This window comes from Paraburkholderia ultramafica (assembly GCF_902859915.1).
GTDB lineage: Bacteria > Pseudomonadota > Gammaproteobacteria > Burkholderiales > Burkholderiaceae > Paraburkholderia > Paraburkholderia ultramafica.
In genome coordinates, this window is sequence record NZ_CADIKK010000023.1 from 103,021 (window position 1) to 119,094 (window position 16,074).

15 protein-coding genes and 1 pseudogene are annotated in these 16,074 nt (G+C 62.5%); 8 read left to right on the forward strand and 8 right to left on the reverse strand.

Annotation, left to right across the window (positions count from 1 at the left end):
* Nucleotides 1-8: 8 nt before the first annotated feature.
* From HV744_RS23430 to HV744_RS38050, 6 genes and pseudogenes are all read right to left on the reverse strand, one after another.
* Nucleotides 9-980, reverse strand: coding sequence for a chemotaxis protein CheX (locus HV744_RS23430; RefSeq protein WP_175151775.1), 972 nt, complete (start codon nt 978-980; stop codon nt 9-11).
* A 37-nt stretch (nt 981-1,017) separates the two neighbouring features.
* Nucleotides 1,018-1,557 (reverse strand): hypothetical protein, encoded by a 540-nt coding sequence (locus tag HV744_RS23435; RefSeq protein WP_175151776.1) that lies wholly within the window; start codon nt 1,555-1,557, stop codon nt 1,018-1,020.
* The gene (locus HV744_RS23440) at nt 1,554-2,288 is read right to left on the reverse strand and encodes a methyl-accepting chemotaxis protein (protein WP_175151777.1); all 735 of its coding nucleotides are present in this window, start codon (nt 2,286-2,288) and stop codon (nt 1,554-1,556) included. The genes HV744_RS23435 and HV744_RS23440 overlap by 4 nt, the downstream gene beginning before the upstream one ends.
* 44 nt (nt 2,289-2,332) lie before the next feature.
* Nucleotides 2,333-4,714: an ATP-binding protein gene (locus tag HV744_RS23445; protein ID WP_175151778.1), complete on the reverse strand. Its 2,382-nt coding sequence runs from the start codon at nt 4,712-4,714 to the stop codon at nt 2,333-2,335.
* 353 nt (nt 4,715-5,067) lie between these two features.
* Nucleotides 5,068-5,223: pseudogene (locus HV744_RS23450) on the reverse strand (multidrug transporter); the annotation flags it as partial.
* Between the two features lie 538 nt (nt 5,224-5,761).
* Entirely contained in the window at nt 5,762-6,076 is a 315-nt protein-coding gene (locus tag HV744_RS38050; RefSeq protein ID WP_281363665.1) for an SDR family oxidoreductase, read from the reverse strand.
* A gap of 380 nt (nt 6,077-6,456) precedes the next feature.
* Between HV744_RS38050 and HV744_RS23460 the strand changes: the two genes are divergently transcribed.
* On the forward strand, nt 6,457-6,639 hold the full coding sequence (locus HV744_RS23460; protein WP_175151779.1) for a DUF2934 domain-containing protein: 183 nt from the start codon (nt 6,457-6,459) through the stop codon (nt 6,637-6,639).
* Nucleotides 6,640-6,709: 70 nt separating this feature from the next.
* Nucleotides 6,710-7,105, forward strand: coding sequence for a DUF2784 domain-containing protein (locus HV744_RS23465; protein ID WP_175151780.1), 396 nt, complete (start codon nt 6,710-6,712; stop codon nt 7,103-7,105).
* A gap of 63 nt (nt 7,106-7,168) precedes the next feature.
* Here the strand turns inward: HV744_RS23465 and HV744_RS23470 are convergent, their stop codons facing one another.
* Nucleotides 7,169-8,614 (reverse strand): tetratricopeptide repeat protein, encoded by a 1,446-nt coding sequence (locus HV744_RS23470; protein ID WP_246279159.1) that lies wholly within the window; start codon nt 8,612-8,614, stop codon nt 7,169-7,171.
* Between the two features lie 474 nt (nt 8,615-9,088).
* Between HV744_RS23470 and HV744_RS23475 the strand changes: the two genes are divergently transcribed.
* Nucleotides 9,089-10,762 (forward strand): FAD-dependent oxidoreductase, encoded by a 1,674-nt coding sequence (locus tag HV744_RS23475; protein ID WP_175151782.1) that lies wholly within the window; start codon nt 9,089-9,091, stop codon nt 10,760-10,762.
* Nucleotides 10,763-10,896: 134 nt separating this feature from the next.
* On the opposite strand, the gene HV744_RS23480 is transcribed toward HV744_RS23475, so the two are convergent.
* A complete protein-coding gene (locus HV744_RS23480) occupies nt 10,897-11,799 on the reverse strand; it encodes a LysR family transcriptional regulator (protein ID WP_175151783.1) in 903 nt (300 codons plus the stop codon).
* 95 nt (nt 11,800-11,894) lie between these two features.
* On the opposite strand from HV744_RS23480, the gene HV744_RS23485 reads away from it, so the two are divergent.
* From HV744_RS23485 to aroE, 5 genes are read left to right on the forward strand one after another with little or no spacing between them, the layout of a single operon-like run.
* Nucleotides 11,895-12,845 (forward strand): ketopantoate reductase family protein, encoded by a 951-nt coding sequence (locus HV744_RS23485; RefSeq protein ID WP_175151784.1) that lies wholly within the window; start codon nt 11,895-11,897, stop codon nt 12,843-12,845.
* Nucleotides 12,842-13,234 carry a VOC family protein gene (locus HV744_RS23490; RefSeq protein ID WP_175151785.1) on the forward strand — a complete coding sequence of 131 codons (393 nt, stop codon included), beginning with the start codon at nt 12,842-12,844 and terminating at the stop codon, nt 13,232-13,234. Before HV744_RS23485 ends, HV744_RS23490 begins: the two co-directional genes overlap by 4 nt.
* A gap of 2 nt (nt 13,235-13,236) precedes the next feature.
* Nucleotides 13,237-13,695: a MaoC family dehydratase gene (locus HV744_RS23495; protein ID WP_175151786.1), complete on the forward strand. Its 459-nt coding sequence runs from the start codon at nt 13,237-13,239 to the stop codon at nt 13,693-13,695.
* Nucleotides 13,695-14,915: a CaiB/BaiF CoA transferase family protein gene (locus HV744_RS23500; protein ID WP_175151787.1), complete on the forward strand. Its 1,221-nt coding sequence runs from the start codon at nt 13,695-13,697 to the stop codon at nt 14,913-14,915. The genes HV744_RS23495 and HV744_RS23500 overlap by 1 nt, the downstream gene beginning before the upstream one ends.
* The gene (gene aroE / locus HV744_RS23505) at nt 14,915-15,748 is read left to right on the forward strand and encodes a shikimate dehydrogenase (protein WP_175151795.1); all 834 of its coding nucleotides are present in this window, start codon (nt 14,915-14,917) and stop codon (nt 15,746-15,748) included. The genes HV744_RS23500 and aroE overlap by 1 nt, the downstream gene beginning before the upstream one ends.
* Nucleotides 15,749-16,074 lie beyond the last annotated feature (326 nt).

Here is a 16,074-nt window from a genome sequence, read left to right on the forward strand (position 1 = left end):
GACACTACTCAGAACAGATCCAGTTCGCCTGCTTCAACCATCGCGCCGACATCGCCGGTGACTTCCCTGAAGTCTTCCGGCGACCAGCTCAGGCTGAACACAAAACGTTGATGCAGCCTGACCGCGCGGCCCGACTGCGGATCCTTCAGCCAGTACATGAAGCACAGTTGCGGATTGCCGCTGCCGAACGAGATGTACTTGTGCTTGTGATTCACCAGCAGCGGCACTTGTACCTCGCTGCGCCGCCACGCATCCGCATCGCCGACATAGCGGTTCCTGAACGAACCCCAGACCAGGTTCGTCACTTCGCCGAGCACGCTGTTCAGATCGCGGAAATCCGCCTCGCCGTCCGGCGCGTTATCGATCATCCGGTAACGGTCGAGCAGTTCGAGAATCGGCGCCTCTTCGGCCTGCATCATCATGTAGCCGCGGCACCACGCGCTTTCCAGCGGAATCAGGCTGAACACTTCGCCGAAGATGATGCGGTCGCGCACGATATACGGCGTATCGCACGTGATGGTCAGATCCTTGAACACGTCGCCGAGAATCGCCTGGGTCATCTCGGCGATGCCGCGCACCAGCGCGTTCGGATAGTCCAGGCTGAAGATGTATTCGTCGATCACGCGGCGCAGCGGCGCCATATCGTGCGCGACGTACGCGGCGCAGACCACGCGGCGCAGGCTCTCGGGCAAGCCGTCCATGCCCGGGTCCTGGTCGCGCCGCATGATGATCGGCAACTCGGGACGCACTGCGTTGATCCTGATCGCAAGCTCGGCGCTGGCCTCGGGCGAGCCGCCGTAATTTTCGGCGAACAGAACCGCGCCGAGATCGATGTTCGAGCGCAGCACCGACTGCAAGCGGTTCTTGCCCACTTTCACGCCGACCAGATTGTTCTTGTCGCAAAAGCGCTTCAGCGCCGCTTTGTGCAGCGGGCAGTCGTCCAGCACCAGCACCTTGCTGACCGGGTCGTTGAGGTTCATGTCACGTTCCTGATGACGGCAGCGCTCACGGTCATGGTCAAAACAACTCCAGCTCGCCGCTGGTTTCTTCGATGGCGCTCGTGTCCGCGACGAAGTCGAGCGGCGCATTTGCGCATACGCACACGGTCGCGGCAAGCCGCACGTCACCGTTGAGCGTGACCGAATACGACGCCAGCAGAGCCGGTTTCAATTCATGCAGATGCGGCAGGCAACGCGCGTTCAACACATACGGCGTCGACATGCCGAGGTCCGGAAAACAGCGCAGCAGCTCCTGGTTCATCGCGCCACAGCACAGATTGCAGATTTCCAGAAACACTTCCTGGAACGGCCGCTCGTCGGCGTCGTTCAGGTAATAGCGGCGCGTGTGGTCGTCCTCGTCGAAATGAAGAATCAGCAGCAGCCTGAACACGATCGACGAAATGGTCAGCACGACCACCTGCGTGTCCCTGGTTGCGCCGGCGCCGGCTTCGGCAAGCGGCGCAATCTCGCACAGGTCGCCCGAGTCCATCGGCAGGCGCGTCTGCGCCGCCTTGCGGAAGATGCGATCGAAGCTGTCCTTTGCGTGGGCCGAAATCACATCGGCACCTCATCGAGCCGCGCATGAAACTGATTGGCGAGCGATTCGACGCTGGCGAGCGACGCCGCGATCATCTTGCCGCCCGCCTGAATGTCCTGGAACGTGGACGTCGTGGTCAGGTCGTTGCGATGCAGACTGTCGCGATAGCTCTTCGACAATTCTTCCGAACGCGCGGCAAGCGCTCGCACTTCGCTCGCCACCACCGCGAAGCCGCGACCCGCCGGACCCGCGCGCGCCGCTTCGATCGACGCGTTCAGCGACACGATCACCACATGCCGCACGATCGACGACAGCTCCTGATTCTTCGCGTGCATGTCGTGGTTCTGCGTCATCAGCGAGATCATCTGTTCGTGCCAGCGCTCGAACGTCGCGCCGAGATGTTTCAGACGCGCGGCTTCGCCGGCGATCTGCCGCGCCTCGCGGGTCCACTGTTCCCGGTTTCCGTTCACGGCGTCGAGCGACGCGCGCAGTGCATCGGCGCTGGCCGACTGCTGCATCAGCTCGTCGCGCAACTGCCCGGTCAAAGCTTGCAGCGCCTGCTCGGCCTGCTCGCGTTCGCGGATCGCTTCGCGATGAGCCGCCTGCGCGGCTTCGAGCTTGTCGATGCGCGCTTGTGCTTCGGCGCGCAACCGTGCCCTCAGCTTCGCGCTGTGCAGCCTGTGTGCGGCCCATGCCGGCAACGCGGTCAATGCGCCGCCAGCCAGCGCCGCCAATACATACTGTTGAATCACAACCAATCCTTGCAAAGTCCGTCGCGAAGTCTGCCGATCAGCGCTCAGCTCGCCATCGCGTCGAGTTGCAGTGCGCCGGCTTCGCCACGCGCCTGAACGCCCAGTGTATCGACGGCTACGTTGTCCGGCAGGCAGACGATCGTCTGGAACTGACGGAACGGTGCGCCCTTGCGATCGTCGGTAAAGCGCAGTTCGATGCTGCCGTTCTCGCGCTGCAGGAAATCGCGCACCGCGTCCATGCCGACACCACGGCCCGACACTTCGGTGACCGTCTCCGCGGTCGAGAAGCCCGGCCGGAAAATGAAATCGGCGATGGCCTCGTCGCTCAGCGTGTCGCCGCCGCCGATCCAGCCGCGCTCCAGCGCGATGCCGCGAATCCGTTCGAGCGCGAGGCCACGGCCGTCGTCGCTGAGCGTGATCTGAAACGCGCCGCTGTCCACGCCCACTTCGATATCGATCGTGCCGGCCGGCGTCTTGCCTTGCGCGCTGCGGGCCTCGGCGGCTTCGATGCCGTGGTCGATCGAATTGCGCAGCAGGTGCATGAACACGTTGCTCAGCGTGCCGCCCGCCTGGCCACGCAGACGGTAGCCGTTGTCGTCGATCCGCACGGCCGGCGCCGGCTTGCCCAACTCGCTCGCGAGCGACGGCAGCGAGTCCAGCACGCCGGACAGCGCGTCGCGCACGCTCTGGCTGCCCAATGCGCGCAGCGTGCGGCGCAACGCTTCGCGCATCGATTGCAGTTCGTGGAGGTCGCCGGCATGGGTCTGGTCCAGCATGCTCAGCGTCTGCTGGATGTCGTCTTTGTCGACCATCACATAGCGGCCCGCGTCGTTAGCCTGGCCTTTGCCCTTGCGTCCGAGGCTCTGCTCATTGATCTTCGCGTAGCTCTCGATGGCTTCGCGCACCCGCGTCAACTCCCGCATCAGGTGCTCCTGATCCCACGAGCGATCCGCATCCGGTTGACGCAGCTCGTGATAGCTGCGCTCGGTTTCGTGCACGACGTTCGTCAGATGCTGCAGGTTGTAAGTCCGCGCATTGCCCTTGATGGTGTGCATGTTGCGGAACAGCTCGGCAATCGCCGCATGGTCCGCTTCCGAATGCTTGCGAATGATCCGCTCATTCTCGCTGACAAAGCCGGCCGAGCTTTCGATGAAGTGATGAAACTTCTCTTCGCTGACCGCGAGAATCTCGCCGATCATGTCGAGGCGGCGGCGCTGTTCGCTCGCTTCGGCCGCGAGCTTGCGCAGTTCGGTGACGTCGCGCACGCACAGCATCAGGCGCACGACGGTGTCGTGTTCGTCGGTAATCGCCGACCAGCTCAGGTCGAGGATCTTCACGCGGCCATCGGGCATGCGCTTCTCGATCTCGCCGACCAGCAGATGCTGATTGAACGCGAAGTTGATGCAGTCTTCGCCGAGGCACGCATGGGTTGCCGCGTCGACCTGCGACAGCGCGTCGGCGCCGAGCTCGGTGTCCGCGAAGACCAGATCCATCAGCGCGCGTCCGGCGATGTCCTTGGTTTCGAAGATGTCTTCCAGATACGCCGAGTACTCCGCGTGAATCACCGCGCCGTCGATCACCGTCAGAATGCCCTGCTGCATGTTCTGCAACATCGCCTGGATGTCGGCGGTTTTCTGCTTGAGTTGCGCGGAGCTTTCCTGGATCTTCTCGATCATGCCGTTGAACGCGACGATCGAGTGGCCGATCTCATCGAGCCGGCCCACCGGCACGCGGCGTGTGAAGTCCTGGCTCGACGCGATTTCGCTCATCATGCCCTGCATGCGGCTGAGCGGGCGGGTGATCTGGCGATAGAGCAGCGCGCCGATCGAGGTCAGCAGAATGATCGCGATGCCGGTGACGAAGGCGATGGCCGTGGTCGTCGTCGCGAGCTCGGCGTTCAGTGCGGTGATCGCCTCGTCTTTCTCGCGGTTCTTCTCGACGCGCAAGGTCTCGACGATACCTTCGAGTTCGTCGCGATACTGCGCGACGTTGGCGAACAGATACGCCTGTGCGAGTTCGTTCTTGCCGTCGGCTTTCATTTTCGCCGTCTCGGCGATCGCGGAGAAATAGTTCTCGAGGCTGTCGTTCGCCTGGGCAACGAGACCCTGCTGCGCGTGGCTCGTGGCCCCTTTGGCCTGCAACGCGAGCGCCTGTTGCAGCGAGGCCTTTTTCTTCGTCAGCACGTCTTGCGCCTGCGCGACCATGTTGGCGTCGGGCGCGTAGACCAGCGTCATCGTGGCGAGCTGCACGTCCTTGACTTGCGACACGAGGTCGGCGGACGCGAGCGCGCTGGGCACCACGCCCTCGGTCACCTTGCGCACCTCGGCGGCGCTGCCGCGCGTCTGGTAGACGGCATAGCCGCCGATCGTCGACAAGGCGACAAACATCAGAACAACCAATAGCGTGATGCGATGACGGATCGTCATTTGAACCCCCCGGGTCTGGCCTTCGCGCCAGCCCTCGATCGGAGCAGCGCGTTTTGTGCAAAGTATGGTCTGACTTGCAGCGCTGCCGAGTATTGCCGACGCATATTACTCAGCGATGACTGCATTGGTTTTTCGCACGCTCAAGGCGTTAAATTTAGTTCTAAAGTTTTTGTGCAAAAAGCCGTTAACCGACGGCCTTTGATTTTGTGTGCTGGCGAGAGTGCATGGGTTGCGCGTGTGCTCGCCAACACACAAGCACGCTCCCGGATTCCCTCACCTTTGAATCTGAAGTGCGCCGACAGGTGGCCATATTCTCACCTCGCCGGCTCCCGAATCTTCTCACCTATCAACTTTCAGCCATTCTCCCGGCCGCCGCCCAGCACCTTGTACAGCGTCACGAGATTGGCCTGCCGCGACAGACTATCGGTCGCGAGCCGGTGTTGCGTAGTGAAGAGCGTACGCTGCGCGGACGCCACATCGTCGCGATCCGCCTGCACCTGATCAACGTAAGCGGGCAATGACCCACCTCCTGGAATCGCTCACCTTTGCCGATCGTCTCCTGGAACAACTCACCTTGCAGCGTCCCGGCAGGCTTCCACGGTGCTGTTCGCCCCCTGGAACGGCTCACTTTTCCGCGAACCGGGAGAGCCGTCTCCTGGAACGCCTCACCGCTGATCACCAATGAGGCGATCTCCTGGAATTTCTCACCTTTGATTGCAGCGAGCCACATCTCCTGGAAGTCCTCACCGCTGACCGCGCTACCGCCATCCCCTGGAAATCCTCACCACTCATCGTGATGAGCATCTCCTGGAATTCCTCACCATCCTGGAACGACTCACCTTTGGCCGGATGACGGCGGTTCTCTCATTGGGCAATAAAGATGCGAGTTGTTGCACCACGAGGCAGATCTCAGCAAGCCCATCTTGTCTTCTCCGAATTCGAACCAGACCAAAGCAATCGGCCGGCAATCGAAGAAGCGGCTTCGAGGAGTGGCCGCCGGCGAATCGACGCCTGGCAACGTGCCAGCGAAACCGCTCCCCGGTTTCCTCAGGCTATCCACCCGCCATCGACCGTCAGACTTTCACCGGTGGTGTAGCCTGCCTCAGGGCTCGCCAGGTACGCTACCGCCGCCGCGATTTCTTCGGGCTTACCGAAGCGGCCCACACTGGCGAGCTTCGTCATCGTTGCGTGGTCGTCCGTCCCCGGCTGGGGAGCCAGTGCTTCTCCGCCAGCATCGCGGATTGCATTGACGACTGCTTCGGCGCGCTCCGGGCTCGATGCGTAGTGGACAATGACTGATGCGCCGTCTTTCGCGAGACGGGTTGCGATAGCGGCGCCGATGCCACGGGAGGCACCGGTCACGAGTGCACGGCGGTTCCATAAGAAATACGATTGGCAAACAGATGAGGTCTTGATGCAACCAACGCCTCTATGTCACCACCTACCGCTGGGTGACGTCATGCTGCGCCGCGACAGCATCACCATGGCACACCGATACCTTTGAAAAGTTTGTTCCCACAGATTGATCTAGCGCCCATCCCAGCATTAAGATTGCTGCCGTAGCGCGCGACACGCCGCCCGCTCGAAGGGCGGCCTTCCGCGGCCGCCATGCCCGACCATCGTCACTGTTGGGACGTGATGCGGCACACGCGCTGAAGCGCGCATTCAGACACGCAGGTGGTCACGACACAAAGTGCCTTGCGCTGTTTTCGTGGAGACTCCTTGCAAATGGAGACGACGGCATGTCCGAACTGACATTGGCAGAAAGCATCTGCGAGCGCGCACACCAGTTGTGGCAACTGGACGGAAGCCTCGAAGGCTGCGCAGACGAGTATTGGCGATTGGCACGTGTGCTTGTCGAGGAAGAGTTCGGACGTCCTGTCGTTGCGCGCTCCTCGGACTCGGAGCCTGTGGCGCCGCGCTGATCGTAGGACGGAATCAACCCCGTTTCACTCCCCCGAACCCGCAGTCAAGCAGGCTGCAAGAAAGCCGATCATGATCTGGCTAGCCAACGCGGTGCTCGTGCTGCATGCGCTGCTTGCGATTTTTATCGTATGCGGACTCGCCGCCATCTGGGTAGGCGCCGCCTTCGATTGGGCGTGGATACACCAACGCCTTTTCCGGCTCACGCATCTGTTCGCAATCGGACTGGTGTCGGTGCTGTCACTACTTGGCATCGCCTGTCCATTGACGGTGCTCGAGGACTGGCTGCGCAATGGTTCGCTAGCAACTCAAGGCTTCATCCAGCGCTGGGTGAGCCGCCTGCTCTACTACGATCTACCGGCCTGGGTGTTCACGCTCTCGTACGTTGCATTCGCTCTGGTGGTGTTGCTGACCTGGCGCCTGATTCCGCCCGACGACGCACGTCATTCAGGAGCGCCGCGCCGGTGAGCGATGGGTTTGATCTCGCGGCAAGCGCACATCGTCAAATCGCCCGGAGCAACGTGACCCGATCTATGGCGCGTCCGTCGTCTCGAGAAGCCGGGTTGCTTCGCGCCTGGCCTCCTCCGCCTGACGCGGTCGTTGAGTCTGGCTGAAAAGCGCGCCAAGGTTGCCGAGTGTCCGCGCTTCGTCCTGCCGGTACGTTACCGGGTCGTCTCGCGACAGCGTCCGGTAAAGGTCCAGCGCCTGCCGGTAGGCGTCTTCTGCCTCACGTGGCCGCTGCGTGTGGCTGAAGAGGACGCCCAGATTGTTCAGCGTCCGCGCTTCGTCCGGCTGGTCGACAGCGGGGGTTTTCCGCGCGAGTGTCCGATAGATCCGCAACGCCTCCTCGTAAGCCTGCTGCGCCTGCCTTGGCCGTTGCGTGGCACGATAGAGCACGCCAAGATTGCTGAGCGTGCGCGCCAGGTCGGACTGGTAGCGCGCGGGGCTCTCGCGGACAAGCTGCCGCCGGATCGTAAGCGCTTCCTGATACGCCTGCTCTGCTTCCCCAAGCCGCTGCATCGCGCTGTAGACGTTCCCGAGGTTATTGAGCGTACGTGCAAGCGCCGGGTGCCACGCGGCGGGATTGTCGCGCACCAGCGCACTCTGGATCTCGAGCGCCTCCTGATAGGCCTGCTCCGCTTCGCTCATGCGCTGTGCGGTGCTGTAGAGGATCGCGAGGTCATTGAGCGTCGTCGCTATATCGGGCAAGTAGGTTGCGGGATCGCGAGACGCTAGCGCCCGATCGACGTCCAATGCCTCGCGGTAGGCATCCGCCGCATCGCTCAGGCGCCCTGTGTCGCGATACAGCGCACCAAGCTTGTCCAAAGTATCCGCCACACCGGGCCCGTAAGTCGCCGGATTGTCTCGCGCCAATAACCAGTCGATTTCCAGCGCCTGTAGCCAGGCCGTCTCCGCCTCCTTCGGACGCCGCAGTGCAACGTACACGTTGCCGAGTTTGACGAGCGTACGTGCGACATCGGGCTGCCAGGTTGCAGGCTTCTCCAGCGCCAGCGCCTGATAACGCAAGCGCAGCGCGCGGTAAATCGGCTCCGCCCGTGCAGGCTCGCCTTGCTCCTGAAGGGTGTCGGCAAAAGCCGTTGCAACGTCGGTGTCTTCAGGTTGCAACGCGTATGCCTTGTGCAGATAAGGCAGCGCACTCTGTGGCTTGAAGCGCAGCAGCTCAATTTCCGCGGCGTCGTAGTAACGCGCGGTGATGGTCTTCGTGGTCGTCTGTTGATCGGCGAGCAGACCGGACACCAGCGCGGAGGTCAACGTCGATGCCCGATCCAGATCGAAACGATCAAGTGCGGCATCGATCTGCAACTCCAAAGGATTGGAACTCCGTTTGATGGACGACCTGTGCAGCAGGTTCTTGTAGCGTGCGTTCCATTTGTGGGCCGCGGCTACTGGATCCGTGTCGGGCTGCACCTTTAGCTTCACGGCGAGACTTTCGATGAGCGGGGCGATGTTGGCCAACTCGACCTCAGTCTTGTGCTGCATGCCTCCCGGTGGCACATGTACCGCGCCGAGCATCACGTTGGCCGCTCTCGCGAGCGAGACTCTCTGGGCACCGGAGAGTTCGGCGCCCTTCGCCGCGCGGTTCAATTCGTCAGGAAGACGGCGGACGGTTCGGACAGCAAGTCCGCAGTCAGTCTGAACCTTGAAACCATGCTCGACATCGACCTCGGACAACGCTGGAGAACACGGACTCGCCGCTTCTGCAGCCATGCACCCTCTGAACGCCACGGCGATCATCACGTTGGATAGAATCCTGCGCGCACTCATTTCCGTCACGCCTGCTGTGCAAGTCGCCATCACCAGATTAGCACTGGATGATGCCCCGCGTAGCCTCATCCGGATCGGGCGCGTGTCGCAAACGGCGATATCATACCGATACCGGATGCGGCAGTTCCACGACAAGGACCGCATCCTGATTTGATGGAATCCGCCATGGGCAAAGACTCTTCAGGCAATCCCAACGAGCTGTCATCCGGCGGCAGCCGCTACCATCAGGTGTATCCGACGCTGGACGAGAGGCAACTGGCGATACTGGAGCGATACGGCGAGCGCCGCAGGCTCAAAGCCAACGACATCCTCTATTCCGAAGGCGACCGGCACACCGGAATGTTCGCCATTCTCACCGGAACGATCGAGTCAATCAGAGGGTCCGTTCAGGGCCCGAAATCACTGGGCACACATGGCCCCGGCGCGTTCACCGGCGAGGTGAGCACGCTCGCCGGCCGGGCTGCGGCCGCCACGACACGCGCCGTTTCCGATTGCGAGGTCATCGTCATCGATGAGGAATCACTCCGCGAACTCGTGGTTGCGGAAGCGGAATTAAGCGAAACCATCATGCGCGCCTATATCCTGCGCCGGGTCGCTTTCATCCAGGGCCAACACGTCGGCGTGATGGTGATCGGCAGTACGTCCTCGGCCCCTACGCTGCGCTTGCGCCACTTCCTGAGCCGCAACGGTCAACCTTCGGCCTACTTCGATATTGTCGAGCACGCCGAGACAAAAGAACTCCTGACACGTTATGGCGCAACGGAAGCCGATATTCCGATTGTGGTCACGTTGCAAGGCATCGTGCTGAAACAACCCAGCCACAGGGCCGTCGCAGATGCGATCGGCCTGAGTCCGGACAGGCTGAATGGCGAGCGCTTCGACCTCGTTGTGGTCGGCGCGGGACCCGCAGGGCTCGCCGCCGCGGTTTATGCAGCCTCAGAGGGACTCAAGGTGGCGGTTCTGGACGCCAAGGCGCCGGGAGGCCAGGCGGGCACCAGTTCGAAGATCGAAAATTACTTCGGTTTCCCGACTGGCATATCGGGGCAGGCGCTAGCCGGCCGCGGGCTGTCTCAATGTCGCAAGTTCGGCGCCGAGGTCGGGGTGCCGATCGAGGCGCTGAAGATCGACTGCCCGGACGCCCGATCGTTTTACATTGGACTGGATCATGACGAGGGCGTTTACGCTAACGCAGTCGTCATTGCCACCGGCGCGCGTTATCGGAAGCCGGACCTCCCCCGCCTCGAGCATTTCGAGGGTCGTGGGATCTACTACAGTGCGACATTCATGGAGGGCGCGTTCTGCAACAACGAAGAGTTGATTGTAGTTGGTGGCGGCAATTCGGCCGGACAGGCGGCGGTATTCCTTGCGAGGTTCGCGCGTCATGTGCACGTCGTTATTCGCGGCAACGGACTCAGTGCAAGCATGTCGGACTATTTGATCAGGCGGATCAACGCGACGGCCAACATCACGCTTCACACGAGGACACAGATCGTCGAGTTATGCGGCGAGTCGAGACTTGAGGCGATACGGTGGGACCGGCAGGGGCAGATCGAATACAAGCCGATTCGGCACGTTTTTCTTTTCCTTGGAGCCCAGCCCAATACCCGGTGGCTCGGCGATTGTGTCGCCGTGGACAAGGATGGCTTTGTGCTGACAGGTGCCGATACCGGTGACAAGTGGACAGCAGATCGGCCGCCGCATGATCTCGAGACCAGCCGGCCCGGCATCTTTTCAGCCGGTGACGCGCGCAGTGGTTCGGTCAAGAGGGTGGCGGCCGCCGTGGGAGAGGGGGCCGCCGCCATTCAGGCGGTGCATCAATATCTTGCTCACCGTGAGTGAGATCTGACGAGCGTCGCAGCGATACTACCTCGCACGCGACGTTCAGCGTCCGCTACGGCAGTCGCTCCAGAGAGGAGACGGCGCCCGACCAACGAAAACTCGGTGTAGTCAGGAGCTGAGATTCCGTCAGGCGGTCAGCGCAAACTGCTGAATAACTGAGCCACCAGATCGCGCAGCCAACGATTGCCTGCTTCGTGGTGATACCTGGCGTGCCAATGCTGCCGAACGGCGAAACCCTCGACGGGAACCGGGCACGAATGGACCGCCAGATCATTGACCTTGGCGAGCGTTTCGCCGATGTGTCGAGGCAGCGTGGCAATCAGGTCAGTGCTCTTGATGATTGCTCCGAGCCCAAGAAACCCCGGTAACTCCAGCACCACATCGCGTTCGATGTGCGCGCGTACCAGCGCCTGTTCCAGCAGCTGCGCGCCCGTCCCCTCCGTAATCGCGACATGGCCCTCTGCGCGGTACTGCTTCGCCCCGAGCTTGCGCACTCGCGGGTGATGCCGATTCGTCAGGCACACCCAGTCCTGCATGTACAACTGCTGCTGATAAATCCCACCGCCAAGCCAAGGCACATGGCCGATCGCGAGGTCGGCTTCGCCGGATTCCAGCGCGCGTTCCGTATTGCCGTCGATGCTGGCGGCTTCGAGACGAACTCCCGGTGCCTGCGCGCGGACATGCGCCAGCATCCGCGGAAGCAACGTGATGTGACTGGCGTCGGTCATGCAGATACGGAACCGCCGTTTCGCGGTAGCGGGATCGAACGCAATTTCCCACGCCGCGAAGCGCCGCAGCGATTCGAGGATTTCCCGGCACGGCCCGATCAGCGCATCGGCTTGCGGCGTCGGCGCCATACCGCCCGGTGTGCGGATGAATAACGGGTCTTGCAGATGCTTGCGCAATCGCCCTAACCAGATGCTGATGGTCGGCTGACTCTGTCCGAGTTGCTCGGCCACGCGTGTGACGCTGCGCACGTCGTAGAGCAGGTCGAAGAGTTGCAGCAGCTTCAGATCGGGGAGTTCCGTCGAATCCATGGCTCTATTGTCTGGCGCAATGACGCCATTGTAGCCATTGCATTGCCGACATCAACGCCGCATCGTATCCTGGTCTCCATATCAAGGAGGCGGCAGTGAAGATTGCGATTCTGGGTGCGGGTGCACTGGGCTGTGCGATTGGCGCGGCGCTGACCGAAGGCGGCAACGAAGTGTGGTTGGTGAACCGGTCGGTGGCGCATGTGGAGGCCATGCGACGTGACGGTTTGCGGGTGGACGACGCCAGTGGCTCGCGCCGCGTGATGGTCCAGACCACGACACGGGCCGCCGAAACCGGTGTCGTCGATCTGGTCGTCGTGCTGGTCAAATCGTTTCATACCGATGCGGCGATGCGTGGCGCCCTGGAATTGATCGGGCCGCAGACGCTGGTTCTGTCGTTGCAGAACGGCCTCGGGCACGAAGACGTGCTCGCCGGCATCGTCGGCCGCGAGCGCGTGCTGGCGGGCAAGACTTACGTCGGCGGCGTGATGCGCAATCCGGGCCACATCGAGTCCGGCGTCGCCGGCAAAGCCACCTACCTTGGCGAACTCGACGGCCGCATCACATCGCGCGTCACGGCCATCGCCGAAACCTTTAATGCCTCCGGACTGGCCACCACGGTCAGCGACAACATCGTCGGCACGATGTGGGACAAGCTGCTGGTCAATGTCGCGACCGGCGCGCTGACGGGCGCCACCGGCCTGACCTACGGCCAGCTCTACGAGGAGCCGCTGCTGAAATCAACTGCGCTCGCGGCGGTCGCCGAAGCGATAGCGGTCGCGCAGGCCGCCGGCGTGACACTCTCCACCACCGATCCCGAACGCCCGTGGACGCTCGCCGGAGAAGGGCTCTCTCCCGCCTTCAAGACCTCGATGCTGCAAAGCCTCGAGAAGGGTTCCATCACTGAAATTGACTTTATTAACGGCGCAGTCGTGCGCTGGGGACTTCGGCACGGCGTGCCGACCCCGGTCAACGCGACGCTGGTGGCCTGCATCAAGGGAATCGAGCGCGCCATGACCGACCGGCAACACATGGAGACAACCGCATGAACGGCAGCAAGGCTTATCTGGAGCACGTCGCCATCTGGGTGAAGGACATCCACTGGCACATCCGCTTTTTCGAAGACGTGCTCGGCATGACGATGCGTGAAGTCGACGGCACCGTCGAGGAACCCCGCCAGTACTGGACGCTTGGTGGCCTGCAATTCATCCAGGACCCGAAACACGAAGCGCCAGAAGGCCGGCTCGCCCATCTGGGCGTGATGTGCGAAGACATGGAGGCCGCGTTGGCCGCCGCGCGACCCTATCACGTCACTGAAATGCCGCAGGGCCGCAACTGGTTGCGCCTGCCCGACGGCCTCGCCGTCGAACTGATCCAGGCGAAGCCGGCCTCGTGCGTGGCGCGCGCGCTGGACATCAACCCGCGTGCGGAGGCTTGAACATGACGATCATCGATAAATACTGGGACGATGCCCGCGAAGGCGACGAGTGCATCAGTCCGACCTACACGGTCACGAAACAACGCATCCTTGCGTATGCCGACCTCACCGGCGATCACACGCCCGTTCACGTCGACGAGGAATACGCCAACGCCAGCCATTTCCGCTCGATCGTGGCGCACGGCCTGTTTGGCTTGTCTATTGCGGATGGTCTCAAGACCCAAAGCGAATACCGCTTCCTGCCGGGCATGTCGCTCGGCTGGACGTGGGACTTCAATCTGCCGATCAAGGTCAACGACGTGCTGCACGTGAAGTTCCGCGTCGGCACGATGCGAGCGAGCAAGAGCCGTCCGGGCTGGGGCATCGTCGTGCTGCCGTCTGACCTGATCAACCAGCACGGCCAGATCGTCCAGCATGGCGAACATCGTCTGATGGTGCCGCGCCGTCCGGGAGCGTTCTGATGCAAGCCCGTCCTCTCGAAGGCATTCGCGTCGTCGACTACAGCCACTTTCTCGCCGGTCCGTATGTCGGACGCTGCCTCGCGGCGCTCGGCGCCGAAGTGATCAAGGTCGAACGTCCCGGCACCGGCGATGCCGGGCGCCAGCACGCCACCGTACTCGATGACCAGCAAAGCGCCTACTTCCTGCAACTCAACATGGGCAAGCGTGGCGTCAGCGTCAACATGAAAGACCCGCGCGGCAAGGAGTTCATGCAGCGTCTGTGCGACTCGGCCGACGTGTTCATCGAAAACTATCGGCCAGGTGCTCTCGACAAGCTGGGGCTTGGTTATACGGATCTGTCGGAACGCAATCCGAAACTCGTCTATTGCTCGATTTCGGCATACGGTCATACGGGACCGGATGCGCATCGCGCTGGCTTTGGGCTGATTGCCGAGGCCAGGAGCGGCATCATGCAGATGATCGGCAATCCCGGCGAGCCGCCGCCGCTGATGCGCATCTCGCTGGGCGACATGTACACGGGCATTCACGCGGTAGCGGCCATCAACGCCGCGCTGCTCGGTCGCGTGAAGAGCGGCCGGGGTCAGCATATCGATATGGCGCTGTACGACACGCTCGTGTCGATGCACGAATACGCGGTGCAGTGCTACACGATGCAAGGCGTGCTGCCCGAGCAGACCGGTCACGACATGCCCACGTCGACGCTGTACGGCGTGTTCCGCGCTGCCGATGGCGACCTCGTAATCGCCGCGCAGGTGGACGACTCGTGGAAGCGGTTCGCCGCGCTGATCGAGGCGAATGATGGCCCGGCCGGCTTCGGCGCCGACGCCCGATTCCACAACCTCAATGGGCGCAACGCCAATCGCGTGGAAATCCTCGGCGTGGTGAAGCCTTGGGTGGCCGCGCGCCCGGTCGCGCAAGTGCTGGAACTGCTGGACGGTGTCGATGTGCCCTGCGCCAAGGTGCAGCGCATCGACGAAGTGCTGGCCGATCCGCAGATCGTCGCGCGCGGCATGGTGATCGAGCAGGAGCATCCGCGCTTCGGCACGCTGCGCCTGCCAAACCTGCCGTTCCGTTTTTCCGGCTGCGATACGACGATCCGGGAAGTCGGTCCCGACCTCGGTCAGCACAACGCCGAAGTGGCGCAGTCGCTGGGATTCGGCGCCGCCGAGATCGACGCCATGCAGACCGAAGGCGTGCTGTATTCAAAAGTGAGGCCATGATGACCGACCGTTACGCGGTGATCGGTAATCCGATCGGACACACGAAATCTCCTCTGATCCATGGACTCTTCGCGGAGGAGACCGGGCAGGACATGGCGTATACGGCTATCGAAGGCCCGCTGGAGCCGCACGAGGCATTCGCCGAAACCGTGCGGGCGTTCGCCGCGACGGGCGGTAGGGGCATGAATGTGACAGCGCCATTCAAACTAAAGGCTTTCGCCATGGCCGACCAGTCCAGCGAGCGAGCGGAACTGGCCGGAGCCGTCAATGCCTTGAAGTTCGAGGACGGCAGCATCATCGCCGAGAATTTCGACGGCATCGGACTCGTGCGGGACATCGAGGTCAACCTGGGGCTGCCGATGGCGGGCAAGCGCGTGCTGATGCTGGGCGCCGGCGGCGCCGCGCGAGGAGCCTTGCTGCCTTTCCTGTCGGCCCGGCCAATTGAGCTGGTTCTCGTCAATCGTCACGTCGACAAGGCGCAGGCGCTCGCGGCGCAGCTGAGCGCGCGCGGTCCGATCCTCGCCTGCGGCTATGGCGATCTCGAAGCAATGGGGCGCTTCGATCTGGCGGTCAATGCGACATCGGCCAGTCTCACTGGCGACCTGCCGCCCGTCCCGCCGAGCGTGTTCAGCCATCAGGGCGCAGCTTATGAACTGGCCTACGGGAAACGGTTGACGCCGTTTCTGCGGCTCGCGCGCAATGCAGGCGTGTGCACTTTCGCCGACGGTGTCGGCATGCTGGTTGAACAGGCGGCTGAAGCATTCGACTGGTGGCGCGGCGTCCGTCCCGAAACCCGTGCCGTGATCGACCGGCTCACCGTGCCACTGGATTGAAAGTTCAACGGAGCCACGAATGAAAAAGATCCTGATGCTTCACGGTATCCCACCACCAGGTTGGTGCCGTTGTTTCGATCGACCATCTCCGTACGAGGTGCGGCCACTCAAACAGCAGAGTCACTTTCTAGCGGATCACCGGAGGTGGGTCGAACACGATCGGATGCTGAATCGATGATGGGGACCGTCGTCGGTTTGGCTGCATGCGGCAGAAGTCGTTTAGGGTTGTTCGATGCCTGCCATGGTCCGCAGGAATGTGAGCGCGCCACCGCGCGTTGCTGGCAGGCGTCGAACAAGCCTCGATGGAGGAAACCGCGGAGTGCTCC

Coding starts and splice junctions, on each gene's coding strand:
- HV744_RS23490 (WP_175151785.1), top strand. CDS start 12,842: ATGAACGGCAGCAAGGCTTATCTGGAGCACGTCGCCATCTGGGTGAAG.
- HV744_RS23495 (WP_175151786.1), top strand. CDS start 13,237: ATGACGATCATCGATAAATACTGGGACGATGCCCGCGAAGGCGACGAG.
- HV744_RS23430 (WP_175151775.1), bottom strand. CDS start 980: ATGAACCTCAACGACCCGGTCAGCAAGGTGCTGGTGCTGGACGACTGC.
- HV744_RS23475 (WP_175151782.1), top strand. CDS start 9,089: ATGGGCAAAGACTCTTCAGGCAATCCCAACGAGCTGTCATCCGGCGGC.
- HV744_RS23465 (WP_175151780.1), top strand. CDS start 6,710: ATGATCTGGCTAGCCAACGCGGTGCTCGTGCTGCATGCGCTGCTTGCG.
- HV744_RS23480 (WP_175151783.1), bottom strand. CDS start 11,799: ATGGATTCGACGGAACTCCCCGATCTGAAGCTGCTGCAACTCTTCGAC.
- HV744_RS23460 (WP_175151779.1), top strand. CDS start 6,457: ATGTCCGAACTGACATTGGCAGAAAGCATCTGCGAGCGCGCACACCAG.
- HV744_RS23500 (WP_175151787.1), top strand. CDS start 13,695: ATGCAAGCCCGTCCTCTCGAAGGCATTCGCGTCGTCGACTACAGCCAC.
- HV744_RS23445 (WP_175151778.1), bottom strand. CDS start 4,714: ATGACGATCCGTCATCGCATCACGCTATTGGTTGTTCTGATGTTTGTC.
- aroE (WP_175151795.1), top strand. CDS start 14,915: ATGACCGACCGTTACGCGGTGATCGGTAATCCGATCGGACACACGAAA.